Genomic DNA, 23792 nt, shown 5'->3' with positions numbered 1-23792 from the left:
GCTGACGACACCGACAGACTGACAGATGGACCATGCCCATAAGCAGCGAGTTGCCGAAGTGAGGGGAAGAAGAATCCGGACCGGCCGCACGGCGCGACCGGTCCGGAAGACCCCGCACGGCGTCCGTCGGGCCGTCGTGCGGGGCCTCGACGGGCTGCCGGTGCGGGGGTCGTGACGCCGCGGCGGGCGCCGCGCTACGCCTCCCGGGTCCCCAGGTACATGTCCTCGATGAGGTCCTTGTACTCGCGCTCGACGACGGGCCGCTTCAGTTTCAGGCTGGGCGTCAGTTCGCCGTGCTCGATGTCCAGGTCACGGGGCAGCAGCCGGAACTTCTTGATGGTCTGCCAGCGTTGCAACCCCTCGTTGAGCCGCTGCACATAGCCCTCGATGAGCTCGACCGTCCGCGGGGAGGCCACCACGTCGGCGTACGGCTTCCCGCCCAGGCCGTGCTCGGCGGCCCAGCCGAGGATGGCCGGCTCGTCGAGCGCGATCAGGGCGGTGCAGTAGTTGCGGTCCGCGCCGTGCACCAGGATGTTGGAGACGAACGGGCAGATCGCCTTGAACCGCCCCTCGACCTCCGCCGGGGCGATGTACTTGCCGCCGGACGTCTTGATCAGGTCCTTCTTGCGGTCGGTGATCCGGAGGTAGCCGTCCACGGACAGCTCGCCGATGTCCCCGGTGTGGAACCAGCCGTCCGCCTCCAGCACCTCGGCGGTCTTCTCCGGCTGGTTGTGGTAGCCGTCCATCACGCCGGGGCCGCGCAGCAGGATCTCGCCGTCGTCCGCGATCCGCACCTCGGTGCCGGGGAGCGGCTTGCCGACGGTGCCGGTGCGGTACGCCTCGCCCGGGTTGACGAAGGAGGCGGCGCTGGTCTCCGTGAGGCCGTAGCCCTCCAGGATGTGGATCCCGGCGCCGGCGAAGAAGTAGCCGATGTCGGGGGCCAGCGCCGCGGAGCCGGAGACGCAGGCGCGCAGCCGGCCGCCGAACGCCTCGCGGATCTTGGCGAAGACGAGGACGTCCGCGACCTTGTGCCTGGCGCCGAGCGCGAACGGGACGGAGGCCGTGCCGGTGCGCCGGAAGTTGTCCTGCGCGGCCGTCGCGTACTCGCGGGCGACCCCGGCCGCCCACTGGAAGATCTTGTACTTGGCCCCTCCGCCGGCCCGCGCCTTGGCGGCGACGCCGTTGTAGACCTTCTCGAAGATGCGGGGCACGGCGGCCATGTACGTCGGCTGGACCACCGGCAGATTCTCGATGATCTTGTCGACCCGGCCGTCCACGGCGGTGACGTGGCCGACCTCGATCTGGCCGGAGGTGAGGACCTTCCCGAAGACGTGCGCGAGCGGCAGCCAGAGGTACTGGACGTCGTCCTTGGTGATCAGGCCGGTCGCCACGGTGGCCTTGGCCATGTACGACCAGTTGTCGTGCGGCAGGCGCACGCCCTTGGGACGGCCGGTGGTGCCCGAGGTGTAGATCAGGGTGGCCAGCTGGTCCGGCGTGATGGCGGCGACCCGCTCCCGCACCGCCTCGGGGTGCTTCTCCAGATACGCGGCGCCGCGGGCCTCCAGGTCGGCCAGGGTGAGCACCCAGCCCTCGGGGTCGCCGTCGGCGGGTCCGGCGCCCTCGGGGTCGATGACCACGACATGGGCGAGGTCGGGCAGCTCCGCGCGCTGCTCGCGGGCCTTGGCCAGCTGCTCCGCGTCCTCCGCGATCAGCACCCGACTCCCGGAGTCGGCGAGGATGAACGCCGACTCCTCGGCGTTGGTCGACGGGTAGACCGTGGTCGTCGCGGCGCCCGCGCACATCACGCCGAGGTCGGTGAGGATCCACTCCACCCGGGTGCCGGAGGCCAGCGCGACGCGCTCCTCGGGCCGCACTCCCAGCTCGATGAGTCCCGCCGCGACCGCGTACACGCGCTCGGCGGCCTGCGCCCAGCTCAGCGACTTCCAGTCATCGGGTCCCTCGCCGGTGGCCGAGGGGACCGGGTAGCGGTACGCCTCCCCGTCCGGGGTGGCCGCCACGCGGTCGATGAAGAGGTTCGCCACGGAGGGCGGTCGGTTCTCGATCTGGGTCTTTGTGTCGCTCACGACATCCTCCGGGCCTGCGGCGGTGCTTCACGACCGGCTGCTGGTCGCTGCTGGTGGCTATGTGTGGCTGCTGGTTTCCTGCTGTGTTCGCGCGCTGTTCCTGCCGGGCTCGGCCCGTGCCGCCGCCGGATGTCTCCGGCATCGCTGCTGGACTTCGCCGGTGTTGCCGCCGGACCTCTCCGGCGTTGTCGCTGGGGTGCTGGGGCTTGCTGCTGGAGTGCTGGGGGTTGCTGCTGGGGTGCTGCCGTGGGTTTCCGCTCGCCTCCTGGTCCGGTGGTGGTGCTCGTCCCGCACCACTCGGCCGCAGTTGTTTAACTGGCGAGTAACCACGAGGCCGTGATCAGGGTAGAGCGCTCGCGTCCGCCGCGTAAGAGGCAGAGGGCCGCCGCTTGGTAACGAAGCGGGCCCCCGCGTCGCGGTGCGTGCGACACGAGGGCCCGTCGGACCGTCACCGGCGAGGTGGCGCGGAGGGGAGGGCCGGGGCGGGCCCTACTTCTTGCCCTTGCCGTCCCCGCCCGACTCGTCCGTCGACAGCACGGCGATGAACGCCTCCTGCGGCACCTCCACGCTGCCGACCATCTTCATCCGCTTCTTGCCTTCCTTCTGCTTCTCCAGCAGCTTCCGCTTACGGGAGATGTCACCGCCGTAGCACTTGGCGAGGACGTCCTTGCGGATGGCGCGGACGGTCTCCCGGGCGATGACCCGGGAGCCGATGGCCGCCTGGATCGGCACCTCGAAGTTCTGCCGCGGGATCAGCTCGCGGAGCTTGGCGACCAGCCGCACGCCGTACGCGTACGCCTTGTCCTTGTGCGTGACGGCGGAGAACGCGTCGACCTTGTCGCCGTGCAGCAGGATGTCGACCTTGACGAGCTGGGCGGTCTGCTCGCCGGTGGGCTCGTAGTCGAGGGAGGCGTAGCCGCGCGTCTTGGACTTCAGCTGGTCGAAGAAGTCGAAGACGATCTCGGCCAGCGGCAGGGTGTAGCGGATCTCGACCCGGTCCTCGGAGAGGTAGTCCATGCCGAGCAGGGTGCCGCGCCGGCTCTGGCAGAGCTCCATGATCGCGCCGATGAACTCGCTGGGCGCGAGGATCGTGGCGCGCACGACGGGCTCGTGCACCTGGTCGATCTTGCCCTCGGGGAACTCGCTCGGGTTGGTGACGGTGTGCTCGGTGCCGTCCTCCATCTCGACCCGGTAGACCACGTTGGGCGCGGTGGCGATGAGGTCGAGACCGAACTCGCGCTCCAGCCGCTCGCGGATCACGTCGAGGTGGAGCAGCCCGAGGAAGCCGACGCGGAAGCCGAAGCCGAGCGCGGCGGAGGTCTCCGGCTCGTACACCAGGGCGGCGTCGTTGAGCTGGAGCTTGTCGAGCGCCTCGCGCAGGTCCGGGTAGTCCGAGCCGTCCAGCGGGTACAGGCCCGAGAACACCATGGGCTTGGGGTCCTTGTAGCCGCCCAGCGGCTCCTCCGCGCCCTTGCTCTGGGAGGTGATCGTGTCACCGACCTTGGACTGCCGGACGTCCTTCACACCGGTGATGAGGTAGCCCACCTCGCCGACGCCGAGACCGTCGGCGGCGGTCATCTCCGGGGAGGAGACCCCGATCTCCAGCAGCTCGTGGGTGGCGCCGGTGGACATCATCCGGATCCGCTCGCGCTTGTTGAGCTGGCCGTCGACGACCCTGACGTACGTGACGACGCCCCGGTACGAGTCGTAGACCGAGTCGAAGATCATCGCGCGGGCGGGGGCGTCGGCCCGGCCGACCGGGGCCGGGATGTCCCGGACCACCCGGTCGAGCAGCGCGTCCACGCCGACGCCGGTCTTCGCGGAGACCTTCAGCACGTCCTCCGGCTGGCAGCCGATGAGGTTGGCGAGCTCCTCGGAGAACTTCTCCGGCTGGGCGGCCGGCAGGTCGATCTTGTTGAGCACCGGGACGATGGTGAGGTCGTTCTCCATCGCCAGGTAGAGGTTGGCCAGCGTCTGGGCCTCGATCCCCTGCGCGGCGTCGACCAGCAGGATCGTGCCCTCGCAGGCGGCGAGCGAGCGGGAGACCTCGTAGGTGAAGTCCACGTGGCCGGGGGTGTCGATCATGTTGAGGACATGGGTCCGGCCCTGGTCCTCGCCCGTGGTCGGGGCCCAGGGCAGGCGGACCGCCTGGGACTTGATGGTGATGCCGCGCTCGCGCTCGATGTCCATGCGGTCGAGGTACTGGGCGCGCATCTGCCGCTGGTCGACCACGCCCGTCAGCTGGAGCATCCGGTCGGCAAGGGTCGACTTGCCGTGGTCGATGTGCGCGATGATGCAGAAGTTGCGGATCAGCGCCGGGTCGGTACGGCTCGGCTCGGGCACGTTGGTAGGAGTCGCGGGCACGCAGGGTCCTGATTCTTGAGACGCCGAACGCCGTGTCTCGGGTCGATGTCGGGTCGGTCGGATCGATACGTAGCCTCCATCGTCCCATGGTCGCGGGCCGGCGACCGGTTTGGGCCGGTCGGAGCGTGGCTGGTACCGTTGACAGCTGTGTCTCGCGACCCTCCCGGCCGCGCGGCGCACATCGAAGATCCAACGAACCTGAAAAGGCTCTTTCGTGGCGAACATCAAGTCCCAGATCAAGCGGAACAAGACGAACGAGAAGGCGCGCCTGCGCAACAAGGCCGTCAAGTCCTCGCTCAAGACCGCTATCCGCAAGGCCCGTGAGGCCGTCGCCGCCGGTGACGTCGAGAAGGCCACCGTGGCCACTCGCGACGCCTCCCGTGCGCTCGACAAGGCCGTCTCGAAGGGTGTCATCCACAAGAACGCCGCCGCCAACAAGAAGTCGGCGCTGGCTTCCAAGGTTGCCTCCCTCCAGGGCTGAGCTGTCTGAGATCCACCCGCCGGAACGGATCAGCGGGCCCTCTCTCCCGCCCCTGCCCGGCCCCCGCGCCGCACACCGAACCTGCGTTCGCCACGCGGGTGCGGCGCACCAGAAGTGAACCGATGGCCCCGGCCCCGCTCTTCCCCGGAGCGGGCCGGGGCCTTCGGCGTGCCTGGGGCGGCTCGGGGCCCTTCGGCATGACTGGGAACGGGTCGGGGCCTTCGACATGTCTGCGGCCCGATCGTGGCAGTGGCCGTGCCGGGGCCGTCCGGGTGCGGGCGGTGCCGGTGCATGCGCCGGAGGGATGGTGCGGGCGGTGCCGGGCGTGCGTAGGGGGGATGGTGCGGGCGGTGCCGGTGTGTATCGGGGGGAGGGGCGGGCGGTGCTTGCAGCCGCGTCCGAGACGGTGGCCGGGGGGCGGGGCCGACACCGCGGCCCGTCGCTGCCCGCCTCGCTCCGTCCCGTCCCGTCCCGGACGATGGGCCGGCCTCCGGCCCGCCCGTGCCGCCCGTCCCGCCCCGCGCGACGTCCGTCCCGGTCAGCGTCTCGACCGCGCCGCCCGGGCGACCGCGACGACGGCCTTCTCCAAGGCGTACTCCGGGTCGTCGCCGCCGCCCTTGACCCCAGCGTCCGCGTCCGCGACCGCCCGCAGCGCGATCGCCACGCCGTCCGGCGTCCAGCCCCGCATCTGCTGACGCACCCGGTCGATCTTCCAGGGGGGCATGCCCAGCTCACGGGCCAGGTCCGCAGGCCGGCCGCCCCGCGCCGAGGAGAGCTTGCCGATCGCCCGCACGCCCTGCGCCAGCGCGCTGGTGATCAGCACCGGCGCGACTCCGGTCGACAGCGACCAGCGCAGCGCCTCCAACGCCTCCGCCGCGCGTCCCTCGACGGCGCGGTCGGCGACGGTGAAGCTCGACGCCTCCGCCCGGCCCGTGTAGTAGCGCGCGACGACCGACTCGTCGATCGTGCCCTCGACGTCCGCGACGAGCTGCGAGACCGCACTGGCCAGCTCCCGCAGATCGCTGCCGATCGAATCGACCAGCGCCTGACACGCCTCGGGGGTCGCGGACCGGCCCAGCGTCCGGAACTCCGACCGTACGAAGGAGAGCCGCTCGGCGGGCTTGGTCGTCTTCGGGCACGCGACCTCCCGCGCTCCGGCCTTGCGCGCCGCGTCCAGCAGCCCCTTGCCCTTGGCCCCGCCAGCGTGCAGCAGGACGAGGGTGATCTCCTCGACCGGATCGCCCAGATACGCCTTGACGTCCTTGACCGTGTCTGCGGAGAGGTCCTGCGCGTTGCGCACGACCACGACCTTGCGCTCCGCGAAGAGCGACGGACTCGTCAACTCGGCGAGGGTGCCGGGCTGGAGCTGGTCCGGGGCGAGGTCGCGGACATCGGTGTCGGGGTCCGCGGCGCGCGCCGCGGCCACGACCTGTCGCACGGCGCGGTCGAGAAGCAGCTCCTCCTGCCCCACGGCGAGTGTGAGCGGAGCGAGCGGGTCGTCGTTCGAATTCCTTCTGGTGGCCATCGTCGTCCAGCATCCCACGCACCACCGACAGCCCTCCGGCTCACTCCCCCCGGAGGTCCTCGCATCGGCGTGCGGGCGTCCTCACCGCGGCGGACCCCCGCTCGCGACGCACGGACGGAAGGCGGCGGGCGAGTCGGCCCCGGCCTCCGCCCGGCCGCCCTCCTCCCCGCCGGACCGCGCGAGGTGATCCATGCGGGATTCGTGCGGAAGAATGACCGGGTGAGTGATGTGAGACATGTGCTGGTCCTCCCCGATCGCGACGCCGCGGAGGAGGTGGCCGAGGAACTCGGCGACCGTTTCGAGGTGGACGAGGAACCCCAGCTCGTCCGCGACGCGCTGGCCGGCGAGGACGACGCCGAGGACGCCCAGTGGCTGGTGGTCGTGGAGGATCCCTCGGCCCGGCTGGACGCCTCGGCGCTGGACGCGCTGGCCGCGGAGTACGAGGGCTGGCTCGAAACCCCGTAGCGCTGCTCGAAACCCGGTAGCGCCGCTCGAAACCCGGTAGCGACGGCGGTGCCGGCGGCTCCCCGGGGTCAGCGCCCCTGTCCGGACGGGGGGAAGGTTCCGGCCTTGGGGACGATCTGGATGTCCAGGTCGATGGAGATGCTGGAGCCGACGGCCGCGATGCCCCGGGCCAGCATGGTCTGCCAGGTGAGGGTGAAGTCCTCGCGGTGCAGTTCCGTGGTGGCCCGGCAGGCGGCGCGGGTCTCGCCCTCGAGCCCACTGCCCAGGCCGAGGTACTGGGTGTCCAGCGTGACCGTGCGGCTGACGCCGTGCAGGGTGAGCGCACCGGTCACGTTCCAGCGGGTACCGCCGCGGTGAACGAAGCGATCGCTGTAGAACTCCATCGTTGGGTAGCGGCCGACGTCCAGGAAGTCGCTGGATCTCAGGTGGTCGTCGCGCATCTGGACGTTCGTGTCGATCGAGGCGGCGTCGATGACGACGTGCATGGCCGAGTCCTCCATGCGTTCCCCGATCCGGACGGCCCCGGCGAAGTTGTTGAACCGGCCGTGGATGCGCGCCAGGCCGATGTGCCGGGCCGTGAAGCCGATCTGCGAGTGCATCGGCTCGACCTCCCACTCGCCGGGCCTCGGGAGCTGCGGAGGCGCCGATATCTGCAGGGTCACGTCGCCCAGGCCCGCGTGACCGCCCTCGACGACCACGGCCGCGCCGTGGAAGGGCGTGAACCCCTCGGCCGTGACGGCCAGTCGGTACTCCCCCGCCGGAACGGTGGCCAGGATGTTGCCGTACGGATCCGTCTCACCGCCGAGGACCTTGCGGCCCGCGCTGTCCGTGACGACGAACTCGGCCTGCTGAACGGCCTCGTCGACCGGGTCGAGCACGCGGCAGCTGAGCACTCCGGCGTTGCGGGGCATCTCCAGCCCGGCGAGGGCGTTGCCACGCGGTGCACCGGTCGTACCCCTGTTGCGCAGCCATCGACCGAACATCTCTTTGCCTACCCCCTCGGGTGAGTCACCTCGGGGCCTGACGACTGGACATATGCGTCGGAGCACCGGCCCGCCGACAAACATGCATTCGACCACCATTGTGGCGTTCGAGGCAAACAGAGCAGCTCGCAGGTGCTTGCGTAGAGGTGTTACTGAAGGTCCGAAATAGCCGTTCCAGTGGTTCGCCCCCCAACCGGAGACGCGGACCGAAGCCACGGACCGCCGCGGCCCTTCCGCGGGCGACGGAACATGACGGAGCGACCGGCCCTTCCGCGGGCGACGGACCGTGGCTGCTTCCTCTCCGCGCGACGGCGTCCGATGGTCATGAACGACCGACCGCCCGGAGGTTCCGCCCGGCTCCCGACACGGCGATCGCGCCGTCCGTGTCCGTGCGCAGCACCACCGCGCCGCCCGCTCTGAGCGCGTCCACGGTGTGTGGGGCCGGGTGCCCGTACGGGTTGTCCCTGCCCACGCTCACCAGGGCGAGTCTCGGGTGGGCCCCGCGCAGCAGGGCCGGATCCTGATGCGCGGAACCATGGTGGGCGACCTTGAGCACGTCCACCCGGGGCAGCACCGGGTACCTCCGCAACAGCCCCTGCTGGGCCGGGGGTTCGAGATCGCCGAGGAGCAGCAGGGTCGGCCCGCCGGTCCGTACGTACAGGGTGACGCTGGCGTCGTTCGGCCCTGCGGGCGGGAACCCGGTCTCCGGAGACGCGGCGGCGCCCGTCGCCGCCACGCCGCTCGTCGCCGAGGTGCCCACCGGCCAGAGAACCTGCCATTCGAGCGGGCCGATCCGGCGACGCTCACCGGCGACGGCCCGGACCAGGGGCACGCCCGACGCGGCGGCCGTTCTCCGTACGAACGCGGCCTGGTCGGGCGGTTCCTCGAAGCTCGTCGTCTGGATCGCCCCCACCGCTCTGCCGCGCAGCACTCCCGGCAGACCCCGGACGTGGTCGGCGTGGAAGTGCGTGAGCACCAGGAACGGCACCTCCGCGATGCCGAGATCGCCCAGGCACCGGTCGACGAGCGCCGGGTCGGGGCCGGTGTCGACGACCACCCCTCTGCCGCCCCCGGCGGCCAGCACCAGCGCGTCCCCCTGTCCCACGTCGCACATCGCGAACGCCCAGTCGGGAGGCGGCCATCCGGTCAGCACCCGGGTGAGCGGCGGTGGGCGCAGCACCGCGAGCACCAGCAGCAGGACGGCCGCCGAACAGATCCATGGGTGACGCATCGCACGGCGCGCGAACACCACCACCAGGACCGTCAGCGCGGCCAGCAGCAACGCCCCCATTCCCCCGTCGGGCCAGTCGATCGCCGCCCCGGGCAGCGCCGCCCCGGTGCGGGCCACCGAGGCGATCCACCCTGCGGGCCATCCGGCGACCCGGGCGAGCAGCTCCGCCACCGGCATGGCCGCCGGCGCCACGGCGAGCGCGGCGAACCCCAGGACCGTGGCCGGCGCGACCGCGAACTCGGCCAGCAGATTGCACGGAATCGCCACCAGGCTGACCCGTGAGGCGAGCAGCACCACGACGGGCGCGCAGACCGCCTGCGCCGCCGCGGCCGCCGCCAGCGCCTCGGAGATCCGCGGCGGCGCCCCGCGCCGTCGCAACGCCTCGGCCCAGCCCGGGGCGAGGGTGAGCAGGGCTCCGGTGGCGAGCACGGAGAGAACGAAGCCGTAACTGCGCGACATCCACGGGTCGTACAGGACCAGCAGCAGAACCGCTGCGGCCAGCGCCGGGATCAGTGATCTGCGACGACCCGTGCCGATGGCGAGCAGGGTGATGAGTCCGCAGGCCGCCGCCCGCAGCACGCTCGGCTCCGGTCGGCAGACGATGACGAAGGCGAGTGTGAGCCCGCCGCCGAGCACCGCGGTCAGCCGCAGCGGGATGCCCAGCCTGGGTGCGAGGCCGCGACGTTCGGCGCGCAGCGCGGTGCCCGGCGGTCCGATCAGGAGGGCCAGCAGAATCGCCAGGTTGGCCCCGGAGACCGTCATCAGGTGAGTGAGGTCGGTGGCCCGGAACGCCTCGTGCAGCTCCGGCGGAACCCGTGATGTGTCACCGACCACCAGTCCCGGCAGGAGTGCCCGCGCATCGGGATCGAGCCCTTCGGTCGCACGCCGCAGTCCGCCGCGCAGCGAGCCCGCCACGCGCTGGACGAAGGAGGGCGGCCCGATGACCCGGGGCGGGCCCTTGCCGTCCGGCCGGAGCACCGCGGCGTTGCGTTCGCCGTCGTGCAGGGGCGGCGCCAGCCGTCCGCCGACGCGCAGCCGGGTGGAGGGAAGCAGCTGCTGCCACCGGTCCGCCGACGCTCCGGGCGGGACGATCAGCAGTACGGGCGTGCGCAGCCGGGTGGCCTCGCTGTCCGGCCCGGTCAGGCGGGTGATCTCGGCGTCCAGGAGAAGCGAGACGGGTGTGCTGTGGTCGCCGCGCACCCGTGGGACGGTCTTCCGCGCGTCGGAGGTCAGGGTCACCTCCGCCTCGACTCGGGCGAATCGCTGCGCCAGGTCGTGCACCGGCCCGTGTCGTACGTCCGCGCTGTGCAGCCCGGCCGAAACGGCACCGGCGGCGGCGCAGAGCAACGCGGCCGCGGTGGCGGTGGCGGTCGCGACGGTACGCGACCGCCACCGGCCGTCCACCGCGCTCCCGTTCCCCGTCGCGCGCCTCTCCCCCGCCGAGCCCCCGTCGCCCGCCGCATGCCTCTCCCCCACCGCATCCCCGTCGCCCGCCGACGCCCCGTCAGTGCCGGTCCGGCGCCCGCCTCGGCGGAGCGCGCCGGTCCTCGACATCCCCGGCATCACCAGGAGTGCCAGGAGCACCAGGGCCGCCCCGACACAGAGCAGCGAGCCCATCGCCGTCCACCGTCCCGGCACGCTCAGTGCGAGCGCCGCCCCGGCCCAGGCCGCGAGCGCCGGTGGGACCAGCCGCAGGTCGACCGGACCCTCCCGTCGGGGATCGGAGCACCCGAGCCGTCGGTCCGACGCCGTCCGGGTCTCCGCCGCGCTCATGGCCCCACCAGTGGCCGGAGGTCCGCGAACCGTCGGTCGCCGATGCCGTTGACCTCGCGCAGTTCGTCGACGGACCGGAAACCCCCGTGCTGTGTGCGGTAATCGACGATGCGCTGGGCGAGCACGGGCCCGACGCCGGGCAGGGCGTCGAGTTGGTCGACGCTCGCGTTGTTGAGGCTGACCGGTGCCGTCCCGGAGGCGGCTGCTGTGCCGCCCGGACTCGTGCCCGGGGGTCCGCCGTTGGCAGCTGAGACGCCGGGCGCGGGGTCGACGCCCACCACGATCTGTTCCCCGTCCACGAGGACCCGCGCGCGGTTGAGCCCGGTGAGGTCGACGCCCGGCCGGGCGCCACCGGCTGCCCGCAGCGCGTCGGCGACCCTCGCGCCGGACGGCAGACGCTGGACCCCGGGACTCCGTACCTTCCCGCTCACATCCACGACGACGTGAGCCGGCCGGTCCGTCGTGGGCATCGGCCCGGGCGACGGCTCGGGCGCGTCGGCTTCCCCGGACGCCGGATGCGAGGTCCCGGCACGCGCGGCCTCGTCGACCAGGTCGGGCGCCTGCACGGCCTGGGGGCGCGCCGACCAGAAGTGCATCCCGGCGAAGCCCGCCGCCACGGCCAGCACAACGGCCAGCGCGGCCAAGGTCTTTGGCTCGACCCCGCATCTGAGCTGGAACCACACCGGAAGCCGGTCCCGCAGCGCGGGACCCAATCGCGCTTTCCACCCCGGCGCCCCGAGATCACGCACCCGGCCCGGGGCCGGGGCCGGGGCCGGGGATGGGGCCGGGGCCGGGGCCGGGGATGGGGCCGGGGCCGGGGATGGGGCCGGGGATGGGGATGGGGATGGGGATGGGGCCGGCGGAGGCGGGGGCGGGGGCGGCGTCGAAATCGAGGTCAACGTCGAGGGCGGCGAGGGTGTTGGCAACGCCGAAGCCGGGGCAGGGGCCGAAGCGGACACGGGCGCAGAGACCGGAGCCGGGGCGGAAGCCGATGCGAGGGCAGGGGCGGCAGCCGGGGCGGAAGCCGATGCAAGGTCAGAGTCCGGGGCAGGGGCGGCAGCCGGTAACGGGGTCGACCCCCTGGATGGGGCGGCAGCCGGATCGGTGGGCGTGCCCGGCCCGTGCCGCGTACGGTGACCGCCGTCCGGACCTCCTCCCATGAGCGCGTCCGCGCGGCGGCGCGCGGCCACCGCCGCACTGTCCGCGCTGTCATGGCGCCCTCGCGCCGGCCGCCGCCGCCCGGGGCCGAGGCCGGAACCGCCGCGGCCGCGCCCGGGCCCGCTGCCGCTCCCGCCGGACACGCGAAGCGCGGTGACAGAACGGAGTGTTGTAGACGCATGGAGTGTTCGAAGGTTCATGCCTCACGACGGTAGGCGCATCCGACCGGACCCGCTGAGCCGAGCGGATTCCGGTGGACAACCGGCGAGTTGTGAACAACTCGGCCACCCCGAAGAGTGAATTCGCGAGCAACCGGAACAACGGCCGGAGCACCGGTCCGAAGCCGAAAGAGCCTCCGCCGCCCGCACGAGCCTCCGTCGCCGCACGAGCCTCCGCCCTCGAAGGTCAGCGCACGGCCGGGGGACCTCAGCGCGGCGAGACCACCGCTCCGAGCAGGCCGGGTCCGGTGTGTGCGCCGATCACCGCGCCCACCTCGCTGACATGCAGGTCGGCCAGGCCCGGCACTCGTTCGCGAAGGCGTTCGGCGAGCCGGTCGGCCCGCTCCGGCGCGGCCAGGTGGTGCACGGCGATGTCCACCCGGGCCTCGCCCGCGCCTTCCGCGACGATCTCCTCCAGGCGCGCGATGGCCTTGGACGCCGTCCGCACCTTCTCCAGAAGTTCGATGCGGCCGCTGTCCAGCTGGAGCAGCGGCTTCACCGCCAGCGCCGATCCCAGCAGCGCCTGCGCGGCGCCGATACGGCCGCCGCGGCGCAGGTAGTCCAGCGTGTCGACGTAGAAGTAGGCGGACGTGCCCGCGGCCCGCTTCTCCGCGGCCGCGACAGCCTCGTCCAGGCTTCCGCCCGCCTCCACCATCTCCGCCGCCGCCAGTGCGCAGAAGCCGAGGGCCATGGCGACCATCCCGGTGTCCACCACCCGCACCGGAACCGGGGCGTTCTTCGAAGCCAGCAGTGCGGCGTCGTATGTACCCGACATCTCGGCGGAGAGGTGCAACGAGACGATGCCGTCGGTTCCCGCGTCGGCCGCCGCCCGGTACGCGTCCGCGAAGACCTCCGGACTGGGCCGGGACGTGGTCACCGGCCGACGCTTCTGGAGCGCCACCGCGAGCGAGCGGGCCGAGATCTCGGTGCCGTCCTCCAGAGCCTGGTCGCCGAGGACGACGGTCAGCGGTACAGCGGTGATGCCGTGCCGTTCCATCGCCTCGGGGGGCAGATAGGCCGTGGAATCGGTGACGATCGCGACATGGCGGGACATGAGCGGGAGGTTACCTGGCAAGGCCGCCACTCGGCAGTCCGGCCCCGGGCTCTCCCCGGCCGCTCCCCGACCTGCCCCCGGCCACCGCCCGTTCCACCCGTCGTTCCGGGCCCCGCAACCCGCCCTCGGTACCCCGGGCGGCCCCGGGCGGCCCCGACCCCCGAACGGCCCCAACCTCTCAGCCTCGCCCGGTAGCGAGCAAGACAGCTCCCCCAGCACCTCGACGCCCCAGCACCTCGTACGACGCCCAGGGCTCGGCACACCCCGGGCCGGACGTCTCAGCTCGTCGCCTCCGGCCGGGCCGTCTTCTGCCACGGGTATTCGGGCCGCGGCCGGGCGTCCGAAGCCGGGATCGCCCGGGCCGGACCGTCGGAATCCGCATGCTCCCACCGGCTCTCCGCCCCCGACCGGCTCCCCGTCTCCGGCCGACGCCCGCGCTCCTGCGCCGGCGCGTGGGCTCGACCGTACTCCGCGCCGCCGGCCCGGGCGTCGCCGTCGTCACGCGCGCCGGTCCGCCCCCGGGCGGGCTCCTCCGGCTCCGCCGTCCAGTGCCGCAGCGCCCCCGCCTCGACGTCGATCTGCGCGTGCAGCGCGTCCAGATCATCGTCTATGAACCGCCGCGCCCGGTCCCGGGCGGCCCAGCGCAGCGAATCCGCCGAGTGCGTGATCCGTTCCGTGCGCTCCTTCAGCTCCGGCAGCAGCGAGGCGACCGTCGACCGGTCGGGCTCGCGCTCCAGTCTCTTCAGATCCGTGTCGAGCTCGTGTCCGTGCGCGCTGAGCCGCTGGAAGAGGTCCAGCGACTCCTTGAGCGAGGCGTCCTCGGATACCCCGGTCCGCAGTGCCTCCTGGGTGGCCCGCATCGAGGTGCGCAGGGTGAGCCGCAACTGCGCGAGCTCGCCGGCCACGCCGGGCTGGCCGTAGCTCTTGGCCCGCAGCGCGGTGTCCTCGACCGTGCGGCGCGCCTGGAGGATCGTGCGGTCCACGCCCCGCTTGGCAGCGCCGACGGCCTTGACGCCCGCGTACACGCCCAGGGCGATGAATGCGAGAAACAGCAGCCCCAGGATCAGGATCACGGCTTCCATGAGCGCCCCTCGGATGTCGTATCGGCTGCCGGATGCCGGCCCCTCCACCGTAAACGCTGCGGGCAGGCCAGGGGTTCCATCGGAACCCCCAACCTGCCCGTAGGGGAACGCCCCCACCTCACCGGTGAGAACCTCCGGTCACATACCGGCCGCGTAGCGCACGACCCCGGCCGACGGGGCCGGGACCGGGGCCAGGGCCGGGACCGGCGTCACCGTCACGCGGGGACGATGTTGACCAGCTTCGGCGCGCGGACGATCACCTTGCGGATGCCCGCCCCGCCCAGGGTGGCGACCACCGCCGGGTCCGCCAGGGCCCGCGCCTCCAGGTCCTCGTCCGAGATCGTCGGGGGGATCTCCAGGCGTGCCTTGACCTTGCCCTTGACCTGCACCACACAGGTCACGGTCTCGTCCACGACGTACGCGGGGTCGGCGACCGGGAAGTCCTGGTGCACCACGGACCCGGTGCGGCCCAGGCGCCGCCACAGCTCCTCGGCGATGTGCGGGGCCAGCGGCGCCACCAGCAGCACCAGCGACTCGGCGACGCTCCGGGACACCGGGCCGCCCGTCTTCGTCAGGTGGTTGTTCAGCTCGGTGACCTTGGCGATGGCCGTGTTGAAACGCATGCCGGCCATGTCCCGGCCGACCCCGTCGATCGCCTTGTGCAGCGCGCGCAGCGTCTCCTCGTCCGGCTCCGCGTCGACGACGGTGACCTCGCCTGTCTCCTCGTCCACGATGTTGCGCCACAGCCGCTGCAGCAGCCGGAACTGGCCGACGACGGCACGCGTGTCCCACGGCCGCGACACGTCCAGGGGACCCATCGCCATCTCGTACAGGCGCAGCGTGTCCGCCCCGTACTCGGCGCAGATCTCGTCCGGCGTGACGGCGTTCTTCAGGGACTTGCCCATCTTGCCCAGGACGCGGCTGACCTTCTCGCCCTGGTGGTAGAACTTCCCGTCGCGCTCCTCGACCTCGGCCGCCGGGACCGCGATGCCGCGGCTGTCCCGGTAGACGTACGCCTGGATCATGCCCTGGTTGTACAGCTTGTGGAACGGCTCGGAGGACGAGATGTGCCCCAGGTCGTGCAGCACCTTGGACCAGAAGCGGGCGTACAGCAGGTGCAGCACGGCGTGCTCCTGGCCGCCGACGTACAGGTCGACGCCCCCGGTCGGCTGCCCCTCGCGCGGGCCCATCCAGTACTGCTCGATCGCGGGGTCGACCAGCTTCCGGTCGTTCTTCGGGTCCAGGTAGCGCAGCTCGTACCAGCAGGAGCCCGCCCAGTTGGGCATGGTGTTGGTCTCGCGACGGTACTTCTTCGGGCCGTTGCCGTCGCCCAGGTCCAGGGTGACGTCGACCCAGTCGGTGTTCCGGGACAGCGGGGTCTCGGGCTGGGTGTCGGCGTCCTCGGGGTCGAAGGTGCGCGGCGAGTAGTCGTCGACCTCCGGCAGCTCCAGGGGCAGCATCGACTCGGGCAGCGGGTGGGCGACGCCGTCCTCGTCGTAGACGATGGGGAACGGCTCGCCCCAGTAGCGCTGGCGGCTGAACAGCCAGTCGCGCAGCCGGAAGTTGACGGTGCCCTCGCCGACACCGTGCGCCTTCAGCCACTCGGTGATCCTCGCCTTGGCTTCGACGACGCCCAGTCCGTCCAGGGAGATCTCGTCGTTGGCGGAGTTGACCAGCTTCGCGTCGTACGAGGCGAAGGCGTCGTCCCAGGTCGAGGGGTCCGTGCCGCGGTCGTCCGACGGCTCGACGACACAGCGCATCGGCAGCTCGAAGGCGCGCGCGAACGCGAAGTCTCGCGCGTCGTGTGCCGGGACGGCCATGATCGCGCCGGTGCCGTACCCCATCAGGACGTAGTCGGCGATGAAGACGGGAACCTGCTCGCCGCTGACCGGGTTGGTCGCGTACGCGCCGGTGAAGACGCCGGTCTTGTCCTTGGCCTCGGCCTGCCGCTCCACGTCGGACTTGGCGGCGGCCAGCTTGCGGTACGCGGCGACGGCCTCGGCCGGGGTGGCGTGTCCGCCGGTCCACACCGGATGGGTGCCCTCCGGCCAGACGGCCGGAACGATCTTCTCCACCAGGTCGTGCTCGGGCGCCAGCACCATGTAGGTGGCGCCGAACAGGGTGTCCTGCCGGGTGGTGAAGACGGTGATCGCCCCCGCGCCGTCGACCGGGAAGTCGACCCGCGCGCCCTCGGAGCGCCCGATCCAGTTGCGCTGCTGCAGCTTGATGGCCTCGGGCCAGTCCAGCCCGTCCAGGTCCTTCAGCAGGCGGTCGGCGTAGGCCGTGATGCGCATGTTCCACTGGCGCAGCTTGGCCTTGAAGACCGGGAAGTTCCCGCGCTCGGAGCGTCCGTCGGCGGTCACCTCCTCGTTGGCCAGCACGGTGCCCAGGCCGGGCGACCAGTTGACCGGCGCGTCGGAGGCGTACGCCAGGCGGTACTCGCTCAGGACGTCCGCGCGCTCGGCGGCGCTCAGCGCGCTCCAGTCACGGCCGTCCGGGGTGGGCCGGTCGCCGCTCTCGAACTGGGCGACCAGCTCGTCGATCGGGCGGGCCCGGTCGGCCTCGGTGTCGTACCAGGAGTTGAAGATCTGCAGGAAGATCCACTGGGTCCACTTGTAGTACTCCGGCTCGATCGTGGCGAACGAGCGGCGCTTGTCGTGGCCCAGGCCCAGCCGGCGCAGCTGGGCGGTCATGTTCGCCATGTTGGCCTCGGTGGAGACCCGCGGGTGCGTGCCGGTCTGCACCGCGTACTGCTCGGCGGGCAGGCCGAAGGCGTCGAAGCCCAGGGTGTGCAGCACGTTGTGCCCGGTCATCCGCTGGTGACGCGCGAAGACGTCGGTGGCGATGTAACCCAGGGGGTGACCGACGTGCAGCCCCGCACCCGAGGGGTACGGGAACATGTCCATGATGAACTTCTTCGGCTTGGCGGCCAGCTCCGGGTCGCCCGCCAGGTCGCCGGTCGGGTTCGGCGCCTCGTAGGTGCCCTCGGCGTCCCAGAAGTCCTGCCAGCGTGCCTCGATGTCGGCGGCCATCGCCGCCGTGTAGCGGTGCGGCGCAGCCGCCTCGGCTGCGGAATTCGTCTCGCTCATGATCCTCAAAGCTCCATCGATCGTCATCTGCCGGCGCCCACGTCTACGGACACACGTCTACGGAAACGAAAAATCCCCTCGCACAGGAGGGGACGCCGCGCCGATTCCGACCAGGCATTCTCACCGGTCGGGACTGATCAGCGCGGCTCGCTAAGCAGAAGGCGTACGGCACGCATGGCGCCAGGGTACCGCACGGGCCCGGAACCGGTCCGGGCGTGACCGGTCCTCGGACGGCCGAAGGGTGTCCTCCGCACGCCCTCCGCACGCCCTCCGTGCCGTTCGGCGCGCGCACCTCGCCGGGTCCGGCGCCGTCGTCGCCGCACGGCACACACGGAAGGCGCGCATACGAGAGGCACAGCGAGGCGCACATACGAAAAGCGGGTCACCCTCGGAGGATGACCCGCTTCTCGTTCTTCACTGTGGAGCTAAGGAGATTTGAACTCCTGACCCCCTGCATGCCATGCAGGTGCTCTACCAACTGAGCTATAGCCCCTTGCTGTCTGCCGCCTGGTTCCCCCTGGCGACATCGAGAACATTACCGGTGCCCCCGCCACTTCTCCAAATCGATTCCCGTCCGACCGCTGCGGGGGCTCGCCCGGGGCTCATACGGGGCTCGTACGGGGGTTCACGCGGTGGCGAAGGAGTAGAAGCGCTTGAGCGTGCAGTGCTCGTCGAGCAGCCGCCCGTAGATCGGCTCCCCCTCCAGCTCCCGGTAGGTCTCGATGGGGTCGCCTTTTATGATCAGCGCCCGCGCGCACTCCTCGCACCAGTACTGGTACTCGGGGTTGACCGGATCCATGTCCCTGACGATGGGCGTGCCTCCGCCGCACCAGTCGCACTTCCGCCTGTGCGCTCCCATGAGTCAGCTCCGCCCCCGGTCGCCGACGGCACGCACGCGGGAGCCCCGGTCACCGCCGCCGAACACGTGGGCCGCGCGGAGCGAAACGCCGACGGCCCGGTCCCTGCGGTCGCGGCGCCCGGGGACGAGGGGCCGGCCCGGGACCTCGTGGCGGCTCGCAGGCATCGCGCGCTCCCTCCCGTTCGGTCCGTAGCCCCCTCCGGCGCTCCGATTCTGCCATGAGCCCGCGAAGCGGTCAGCCCGGCGCGTATCCGGACGGTCACGGTTGCGATACGAAGGGTCCGCCCGCGCGGCAGGGAACCGCCCCGCGTCCAGTCGGACGGCAACTCCCCTACGGTGAAACAGGGGTACGAACGCCCTCGGAATTGATGGGGCATCAACAGGGAGAAAACACGGGGCAACCGGGCCGTCGGACCGTCGCCGTCGACACGGCCACCGGCCACCGGCCACCGCCGACGGCGAGGACGAGGACGAGGCCGCCGGCCCCGACCGCAGCCCACCGGCCCCGACCGCGGCGAAAACGCAAGGATCCCGCCCCCTTGAAGGGAACAGGATCCTTGATTGTGGAGCTAAGGAGATTTGAACTCCTGACCCCCTGCATGCCATGCAGGTGCTCTACCAACTGAGCTATAGCCCCGCCGTTCGCTCTGCTTCCCGGCGTTTCCGCCCCGCGAACAAGAAGAACTTTAGCCTGTGACCAGCCGGAAAGTGAAATCCGGCGGCCATCGCCCCGGTGGGGCCTCCGTCCGGCCGCCCGGCCCGCGGCCTGCCCTGGTGTCGTCTCAGGTGTCGTCGCCGAGGACCGGCGCGGGCAGGGTGCCCGCGTTGTGCTCCAGCAGACGCCAGCCGCGCGCGCCCTCGCCGAGGACCGACCAACAGCAGTTGGAGAGCCCGCCGAGCCCCTCCCAGTGGTGCGACTCCAGGCCCAGCAGCCGACCGATGGTGGTGCGGATGGTGCCACCGTGGCTGACCACCACGAGCGTGCCGCTGTCGGGCAGCTTGTCGGCGTGTTCGAGGACGACCGGAGCGGCCCGGTCCGCAACCTCGGTCTCCAGCTCCCCGCCGCCGCGGCGCACCGGCTCGCCGCGCTTCCACGCGGCGTACTCCTCGCCGTGCCGGCCGACGATCTCCTCATGGGTGAGCCCCTGCCAGGCGCCGGCGTAGGTCTCGCGCAGACCCGCGTCGTGCGCGACCGCTATACCGGTGATCGCGGCGAGCTCGGCGGCCGTGTCGACCGCCCGTCGCAGGTCGGACGCGACGATCACGTCCGGCTTCAACGAGGCGAGCAGCCGGGCGGCACGACGGGCCTGGCCGATGCCCGTCTCGGTGAGCGGGATGTCCGTGGAGCCCTGGAACCGGTGCTCCAGATTCCACGACGTCTGGCCGTGCCGCCAGAGAACGATCTTGCGGCCCCTGCCGCTTCCGCTGCCGTTCAGCTGTGGTCCCCTTCCGTGCCGCCGGTGAGCCGGGCGTGCTCCTCGGCCTTGCCCCGGGTCTTGACGGCGTCCTCGGGGAGCGCGATCTCGGGGCAGTCCTTCCAGAGGCGTTCCAGCGCGTAGAAGACCCGCTCCTCGCTGTGCTGGACGTGAACGACGATGTCGACGTAGTCGAGGAGGATCCAGCGGGCGTCACGGTCGCCCTCGCGGCGCACCGGCTTGGCGCCGAGCTCCTTCAGGAGCCGCTCCTCGATCTCGTCGACGATGGACTTGACCTGGCGGTCGTTGGGCGCCGAGGCCAGCAGGAAGGCGTCCGTGATCGACAGCACGTCGCTGACGTCGTACGCGACGACGTCGTGCGCGAGCCGGTCGGCGGCAGCCTGGGCGGCGGTGGTGATGAGCTCGATGGAGCGGTCCGTGGCGGTCACAAGCAGGCTTTCGTCGGCGGTCGGATCCAACCTCCGGGGCACTGAGGACCGCACGGAGGCTGCTGCTCGTCCCGGCCGGACGGACGCCCCGCGGTGTCGTCCGGAGCGCGCGGCTGCGGTGCGCCGGAGCGGCCTCCCGCCGGAGCGGTCAGGCCGTTTCGGTGACGCCGCAGACGTACGCGCCGGGCGTCGGAGGCCCGGCCGAGATCTTCAGCACCCCCCTAGGGTCTCACGGACCGCCGACAGCCCACACAACAAACGTTCGGAGACCCCACCGGGACCGGCCGGTCCGCCGCCGGGCGCGGCCCCGGACACCGCCGGCACCGCTCCGGTCGCCCCGGCCGAGTCACCGGGACCGGGCTGCCGGGACCGGGCTGCCAGGACCGGAACGAACGGATCCAGGTCAAGCGGATCCGGGGCGGGCGGATGTGGACCGGGCCGGACCCGCCCGCCCCGGTCACTTGGCCCGGTAGTCCTGACCGAGCAGGACGGACACGTCCGTGGTCGTGGTCGGGGAGCCCTGCTTCACCGCGCTCTCCGGCAGCCCCAGGGTCTTGGCGACCTGCGTCGCCGTCTCCTTGGCCGCCGCGTCCTTGTACACCACCTCGGACTGCGCGGCGGTCCCGGCCGTGCCGCCGCCGACGAAGGCGTAGCCGCCGTTGACCAGCTTGACCCGGGCGGATTCCGCGGCGCCCTCGTCTCCGGTGCCGTTCTTGATCCCGATGCGGACCGCCGTGCCGGCCTCCGGCGCCTTCACCACGCCGCCGAGCACGTCCTTGACGACGCCCTTGGCGGTCGCGTCGTCGAGGGTGCCGTCGGCGCTCACCGGCAGCAGCTCCGTCTTGTAGTCGCCGACCTTGGCGTGGTGGGCGAGCTTCGCCAGGGCGGCGCCGAGGTCCTTCTCGGAGAGCGAGGGGTCGAGGATCTGCGCCAGGGTCTGCACGGTGACGGTGGCGGCCTTCGGATCGTCCGAGATCTTCCGCAGCACCCCTCGCAGCACCGTCCCGAACCGCTCGAGTTGCTTGGCCTCGTCCTCGCCGGGCGCCCGGTAGGTGGCGTACCCGACGGCCATCCGGCCGCTCAGGGTCTGCGCCTCGCCCTTGTGCACCAGCGGCGACGCGCCCTTCTTCCCGTCGGGCACGTCGGTGTCGGTGTCGACGTCGATGTTGCCGACGAGATCGACGAGGCTCTCCAGATACGGGGTGTCGAGCCGCCAGGTGCCGCCGATCCTGGTGCCGAGCAGCGTGTCGATGGACTCGCGGGTTCCGGTCGCGCCGTCGGCCTCGACGGACTTGCCCAGGGTCGTCGTGGCGCCCTCGTCGTCGGAGATCGCGAGGGAGTTGGGGAGCAGGACCGTGGCGCCCTGTTTGGCCGTCACATTGTCGACGAGCAGCGCCGTGGAGGTGCCGCCCTTCTTGGTGTCGTGCAGATGGACGACGATGACGTCCCGCCGCTGCGGGCCCGCCGACGCGGTGCTGTCCTGTTCCGCATCGGACGTGCCGGGAAGCTTCCCGGCGGACCAGAGGTAACCGACGCCGCCGACGACCACCAGGGCCGCCACGACGATCAGCGCGACCAGGCGGTTGCGGCCGCGACGCCGTGCCTCCTCGCGTCGTTCGCTGCGGCTCTCGGTGAACTTGAGCCAGTCGATGACGTCTTCGGAGTCCTCGTCGGGTTCCTCGATGAACGAGAACTGCTCGGTGCGGTACTCCGGACGGCGCTGCCCCGGAACGGTCGGCTCCGGCTCGGTCGCCGAATCCGTCGCCGGTTCCCGGGCGGCCCGCTCGGACGCCGGTGCGGGCGCTTCCGGCTGCTCTGCGGCCTGTCGCCCCGGGTACCCGTCGGCCTGCTGCGGGGGCGCCGCCGCCTGCTGTGGGATGTTCCACTGCTCCGCGGTGTCCACGGCGGCGGACTGACGGCCGGTCTCGTAGCCGTGTCCGTAGGCGTCCTGCCCGTCCTGGACGCCGTAGCCGTCGTACGCCTGCTGCCCGGACTGGGGCGGGTTCTGGGGCTGGTACGTCTGCCCGGCGCCCTGACCGGCGTACGGGTCGTAGACCTGCGGCTGCCCCTGATGCGTCTGCGCCTGATGTGACTGCGGGGACTGGCCGTAGGTGTCGTATCCGTAGCCCTGGCCGGTCCCGAAGTCCTGATCGGCTCCGTAGTCCTGGCCGGTTCCATAGCCCTGGCCGGTCTGCTGCGGCTGGTGGGGATCGTGCGATTGCTGCGGCTGCTGGGTCTGCGGGGGCGCGTACGGGTCGTACGCGTCGTACGACTGCGGTCCGGCCGGGCCGGCCTGCTGGTACACCGGCTGCCCGTACTCGTCATAGCCGACGAGCTGCGGTTGCTGCTGGTAGTACGGGTCGTACGGGTTCTGTCGGTCGTTCACCGGTGCCCCTCTGACTCATTCGCCGCGGTACAGCTGGCGTTTGTCGATGTAGCGAACCACACCGTCCGGCACCAGATACCAGACCGGCTCCCCCTGCGCGACCCGCTGCCGGCAGTCCGTGGACGAGATCGCGAGCGCGGGCACCTCCACGAGGGAGACGCCGCCCTCCGGCAGTCCGGGGTCCGTGAGCGTATGGCCCGGCCGGGTCACACCGATGAAGTGGGCGAGGGAGAAGAGTTCGGCGGCGTCCCGCCAGGTGAGGATCTGGGCGAGGGCGTCGGCCCCGGTGATGAAGAAGAGGTCGGCGTCGCCGTGGGCGGCGCGCAGGTCCCGCAGCGTGTCGATGGTGTACGTCGGTCCGCTGCGGTCGATGTCGCTCCGGCTGACCGAGAACTGCGGGTTGGAGGCCGTCGCGATGACCGTCATCAGATAGCGGTCCTCGGCCGGGGAGACATGCTTGTGGCTCTTCTGCCAGGGCTGCCCGGTCGGGACGAAGATCACCTCGTCGAGGTGGAACTGGGCGGCCACTTCGCTGGCCGCCACCAGGTGTCCATGATGGATCGGGTCGAACGTCCCGCCCATCACGCCGATACGGCGTTTTCGGCTGCCGGTAGGCACTTCCTGCTCTCCCATGCGTGCAGAGCCTACTGGCACAGTTGTTCGCCTTCGCTTCAGCGGTCGCGGTTGAAGCGGGTGGTGATCCACAGCAGCAGCATCAGCGCGATGAACGCACCGCCACCGGTGACCAACGGGCTGAGGCTCGGGTGGTTGCCGCCGTGCTCGCCGCCCTCGGCGGCGAGAGTGACCAGCTGGTGGGTGGTGCTCGTGAGGCTCATCTTCGGCAGGACCTATCGATCGGGAGTCGGACGGAGGACATCGCGCACATCGTATGCGGGCGCCCCGGGCGAGCTCACGCCGACTCAGTCGTTGGCGTCCTGGTCCTTGTCACGGCGGTAGCCGCGGAGCAGGAACCAGGCCAGCAGCGCGGCCCCGACGAGCGAGGCCAGCAACACGATGCGAAGCGTGTCGCCGGGAGCCTTGTCCCCGGACGCGGCGGCGAGCAGAGCAACGGTGTGCGGCATGTCGGGCGTCTCCTCAGTTATCCACAGCCCCCCGCACACGGTAGCCCCAGCACCTAGGCTGGGACGCGTCAGGGGGCGGGCGACGTCTCGTACG

Annotated in this window: 18 protein-coding genes and 2 tRNA genes; 2 read left to right on the top strand and 18 right to left on the bottom strand. The window is 71.8% G+C overall.

Annotated elements, in window-relative coordinates; translation table 11 throughout:
• Positions 1-194: 194 nt before the first annotated feature.
• Entirely contained in the window at positions 195-2084 is a 1890-nt protein-coding gene (locus WA762_RS18485; protein ID WP_335936932.1) for an AMP-dependent synthetase/ligase, read from the bottom strand.
• Positions 2085-2573: 489 nt separating this feature from the next.
• Positions 2574-4448 carry a translation elongation factor 4 gene (gene lepA / locus WA762_RS18480; protein ID WP_335936931.1) on the bottom strand — a complete coding sequence of 625 codons (1875 nt, stop codon included), beginning with the start codon at positions 4446-4448 and terminating at the stop codon, positions 2574-2576.
• A 214-nt stretch (positions 4449-4662) separates the two neighbouring features.
• On the opposite strand from lepA, the gene rpsT reads away from it, so the two are divergent.
• The gene (gene rpsT, locus WA762_RS18475) at positions 4663-4929 is read left to right on the top strand and encodes a 30S ribosomal protein S20 (RefSeq protein ID WP_335936930.1); all 267 of its coding nucleotides are present in this window, start codon (positions 4663-4665) and stop codon (positions 4927-4929) included.
• A gap of 538 nt (positions 4930-5467) precedes the next feature.
• Here rpsT and holA read toward each other — a convergent pair.
• Entirely contained in the window at positions 5468-6454 is a 987-nt protein-coding gene (holA, locus tag WA762_RS18470) for a DNA polymerase III subunit delta (RefSeq protein ID WP_335936929.1), read from the bottom strand.
• A 219-nt stretch (positions 6455-6673) separates the two neighbouring features.
• On the opposite strand from holA, the gene WA762_RS18465 reads away from it, so the two are divergent.
• Complete coding sequence (locus tag WA762_RS18465; protein ID WP_335936927.1) at positions 6674-6919, top strand: hypothetical protein; 246 nt, start codon at positions 6674-6676, stop codon at positions 6917-6919.
• Positions 6920-6987: 68 nt separating this feature from the next.
• On the opposite strand, the gene WA762_RS18460 is transcribed toward WA762_RS18465, so the two are convergent.
• From WA762_RS18460 to WA762_RS18390, 15 genes are all read right to left on the bottom strand, one after another.
• Positions 6988-7902 carry a YceI family protein gene (locus tag WA762_RS18460; RefSeq protein ID WP_335936925.1) on the bottom strand — a complete coding sequence of 305 codons (915 nt, stop codon included), beginning with the start codon at positions 7900-7902 and terminating at the stop codon, positions 6988-6990.
• 322 nt (positions 7903-8224) lie between these two features.
• Positions 8225-10906 carry a ComEC/Rec2 family competence protein gene (locus tag WA762_RS18455; RefSeq protein ID WP_335936924.1) on the bottom strand — a complete coding sequence of 894 codons (2682 nt, stop codon included), beginning with the start codon at positions 10904-10906 and terminating at the stop codon, positions 8225-8227.
• The gene (locus WA762_RS18450) at positions 10903-11619 is read right to left on the bottom strand and encodes a ComEA family DNA-binding protein (RefSeq protein WP_335936923.1); all 717 of its coding nucleotides are present in this window, start codon (positions 11617-11619) and stop codon (positions 10903-10905) included. The genes WA762_RS18455 and WA762_RS18450 overlap by 4 nt, the downstream gene beginning before the upstream one ends.
• Positions 11620-12490: 871 nt before the next feature.
• On the bottom strand, positions 12491-13336 hold the full coding sequence (locus WA762_RS18445) for a DegV family protein (protein WP_335936922.1): 846 nt from the start codon (positions 13334-13336) through the stop codon (positions 12491-12493).
• Between the two features lie 278 nt (positions 13337-13614).
• On the bottom strand, positions 13615-14418 hold the full coding sequence (locus WA762_RS18440) for a hypothetical protein (protein ID WP_335936921.1): 804 nt from the start codon (positions 14416-14418) through the stop codon (positions 13615-13617).
• Positions 14419-14633: 215 nt separating this feature from the next.
• On the bottom strand, positions 14634-17507 hold the full coding sequence (gene leuS, locus WA762_RS18435; RefSeq protein ID WP_335936920.1) for a leucine--tRNA ligase: 2874 nt from the start codon (positions 17505-17507) through the stop codon (positions 14634-14636).
• A gap of 420 nt (positions 17508-17927) precedes the next feature.
• Positions 17928-18000: transfer RNA gene (locus WA762_RS18430), tRNA-Ala, on the bottom strand.
• 132 nt (positions 18001-18132) lie between these two features.
• A complete protein-coding gene (locus tag WA762_RS18425; protein WP_147986417.1) occupies positions 18133-18366 on the bottom strand; it encodes a hypothetical protein in 234 nt (77 codons plus the stop codon).
• A gap of 564 nt (positions 18367-18930) precedes the next feature.
• Positions 18931-19003 (bottom strand) — tRNA-Ala (locus WA762_RS18420).
• A 145-nt stretch (positions 19004-19148) separates the two neighbouring features.
• Positions 19149-19802, bottom strand: coding sequence for a histidine phosphatase family protein (locus WA762_RS18415; protein ID WP_335937028.1), 654 nt, complete (start codon positions 19800-19802; stop codon positions 19149-19151).
• Positions 19799-20230: a ribosome silencing factor gene (gene rsfS, locus WA762_RS18410; RefSeq protein WP_335936919.1), complete on the bottom strand. Its 432-nt coding sequence runs from the start codon at positions 20228-20230 to the stop codon at positions 19799-19801. The genes WA762_RS18415 and rsfS overlap by 4 nt, the downstream gene beginning before the upstream one ends.
• 457 nt (positions 20231-20687) lie before the next feature.
• A complete protein-coding gene (locus WA762_RS18405) occupies positions 20688-22616 on the bottom strand; it encodes a LytR C-terminal domain-containing protein (protein ID WP_335936918.1) in 1929 nt (642 codons plus the stop codon).
• Positions 22617-22631: 15 nt separating this feature from the next.
• The gene (gene nadD, locus WA762_RS18400) at positions 22632-23249 is read right to left on the bottom strand and encodes a nicotinate-nucleotide adenylyltransferase (protein ID WP_335936917.1); all 618 of its coding nucleotides are present in this window, start codon (positions 23247-23249) and stop codon (positions 22632-22634) included.
• A gap of 38 nt (positions 23250-23287) precedes the next feature.
• Positions 23288-23452 carry a hypothetical protein gene (locus WA762_RS18395; RefSeq protein ID WP_335936916.1) on the bottom strand — a complete coding sequence of 55 codons (165 nt, stop codon included), beginning with the start codon at positions 23450-23452 and terminating at the stop codon, positions 23288-23290.
• Positions 23453-23536: 84 nt separating this feature from the next.
• The gene (locus WA762_RS18390; RefSeq protein WP_335936915.1) at positions 23537-23698 is read right to left on the bottom strand and encodes a hypothetical protein; all 162 of its coding nucleotides are present in this window, start codon (positions 23696-23698) and stop codon (positions 23537-23539) included.
• Between the last annotated feature and the right edge of the window lie 94 nt (positions 23699-23792).

The sequence above is a fragment of the Streptomyces tyrfis genome (assembly GCF_037034285.1).
Taxonomy (GTDB): Bacteria; Actinomycetota; Actinomycetes; order Streptomycetales; family Streptomycetaceae; genus Streptomyces.
Note: the sequence above shows the minus strand (reverse complement) of the source record. Positions and strands in the feature narration are given on the sequence as shown.

Bases quoted from the DNA above. Each gene is read 5' to 3' on its own strand.
- WA762_RS18445 (WP_335936922.1), bottom strand. From the start codon at position 13,336: ATGTCCCGCCATGTCGCGATCGTCACCGATTCCACGGCCTATCTGCCC.
- WA762_RS18425 (WP_147986417.1), bottom strand. From the start codon at position 18,366: ATGGGAGCGCACAGGCGGAAGTGCGACTGGTGCGGCGGAGGCACGCCC.
- WA762_RS18390 (WP_335936915.1), bottom strand. From the start codon at position 23,698: ATGCCGCACACCGTTGCTCTGCTCGCCGCCGCGTCCGGGGACAAGGCT.
- holA (WP_335936929.1), bottom strand. From the start codon at position 6,454: ATGGCCACCAGAAGGAATTCGAACGACGACCCGCTCGCTCCGCTCACA.
- nadD (WP_335936917.1), bottom strand. From the start codon at position 23,249: ATGGGAGAGCAGGAAGTGCCTACCGGCAGCCGAAAACGCCGTATCGGC.
- WA762_RS18395 (WP_335936916.1), bottom strand. From the start codon at position 23,452: ATGAGCCTCACGAGCACCACCCACCAGCTGGTCACTCTCGCCGCCGAG.
- leuS (WP_335936920.1), bottom strand. From the start codon at position 17,507: ATGAGCGAGACGAATTCCGCAGCCGAGGCGGCTGCGCCGCACCGCTAC.
- WA762_RS18460 (WP_335936925.1), bottom strand. From the start codon at position 7,902: ATGTTCGGTCGATGGCTGCGCAACAGGGGTACGACCGGTGCACCGCGT.
- WA762_RS18440 (WP_335936921.1), bottom strand. From the start codon at position 14,418: ATGGAAGCCGTGATCCTGATCCTGGGGCTGCTGTTTCTCGCATTCATC.
- WA762_RS18455 (WP_335936924.1), bottom strand. From the start codon at position 10,906: ATGAGCGCGGCGGAGACCCGGACGGCGTCGGACCGACGGCTCGGGTGC.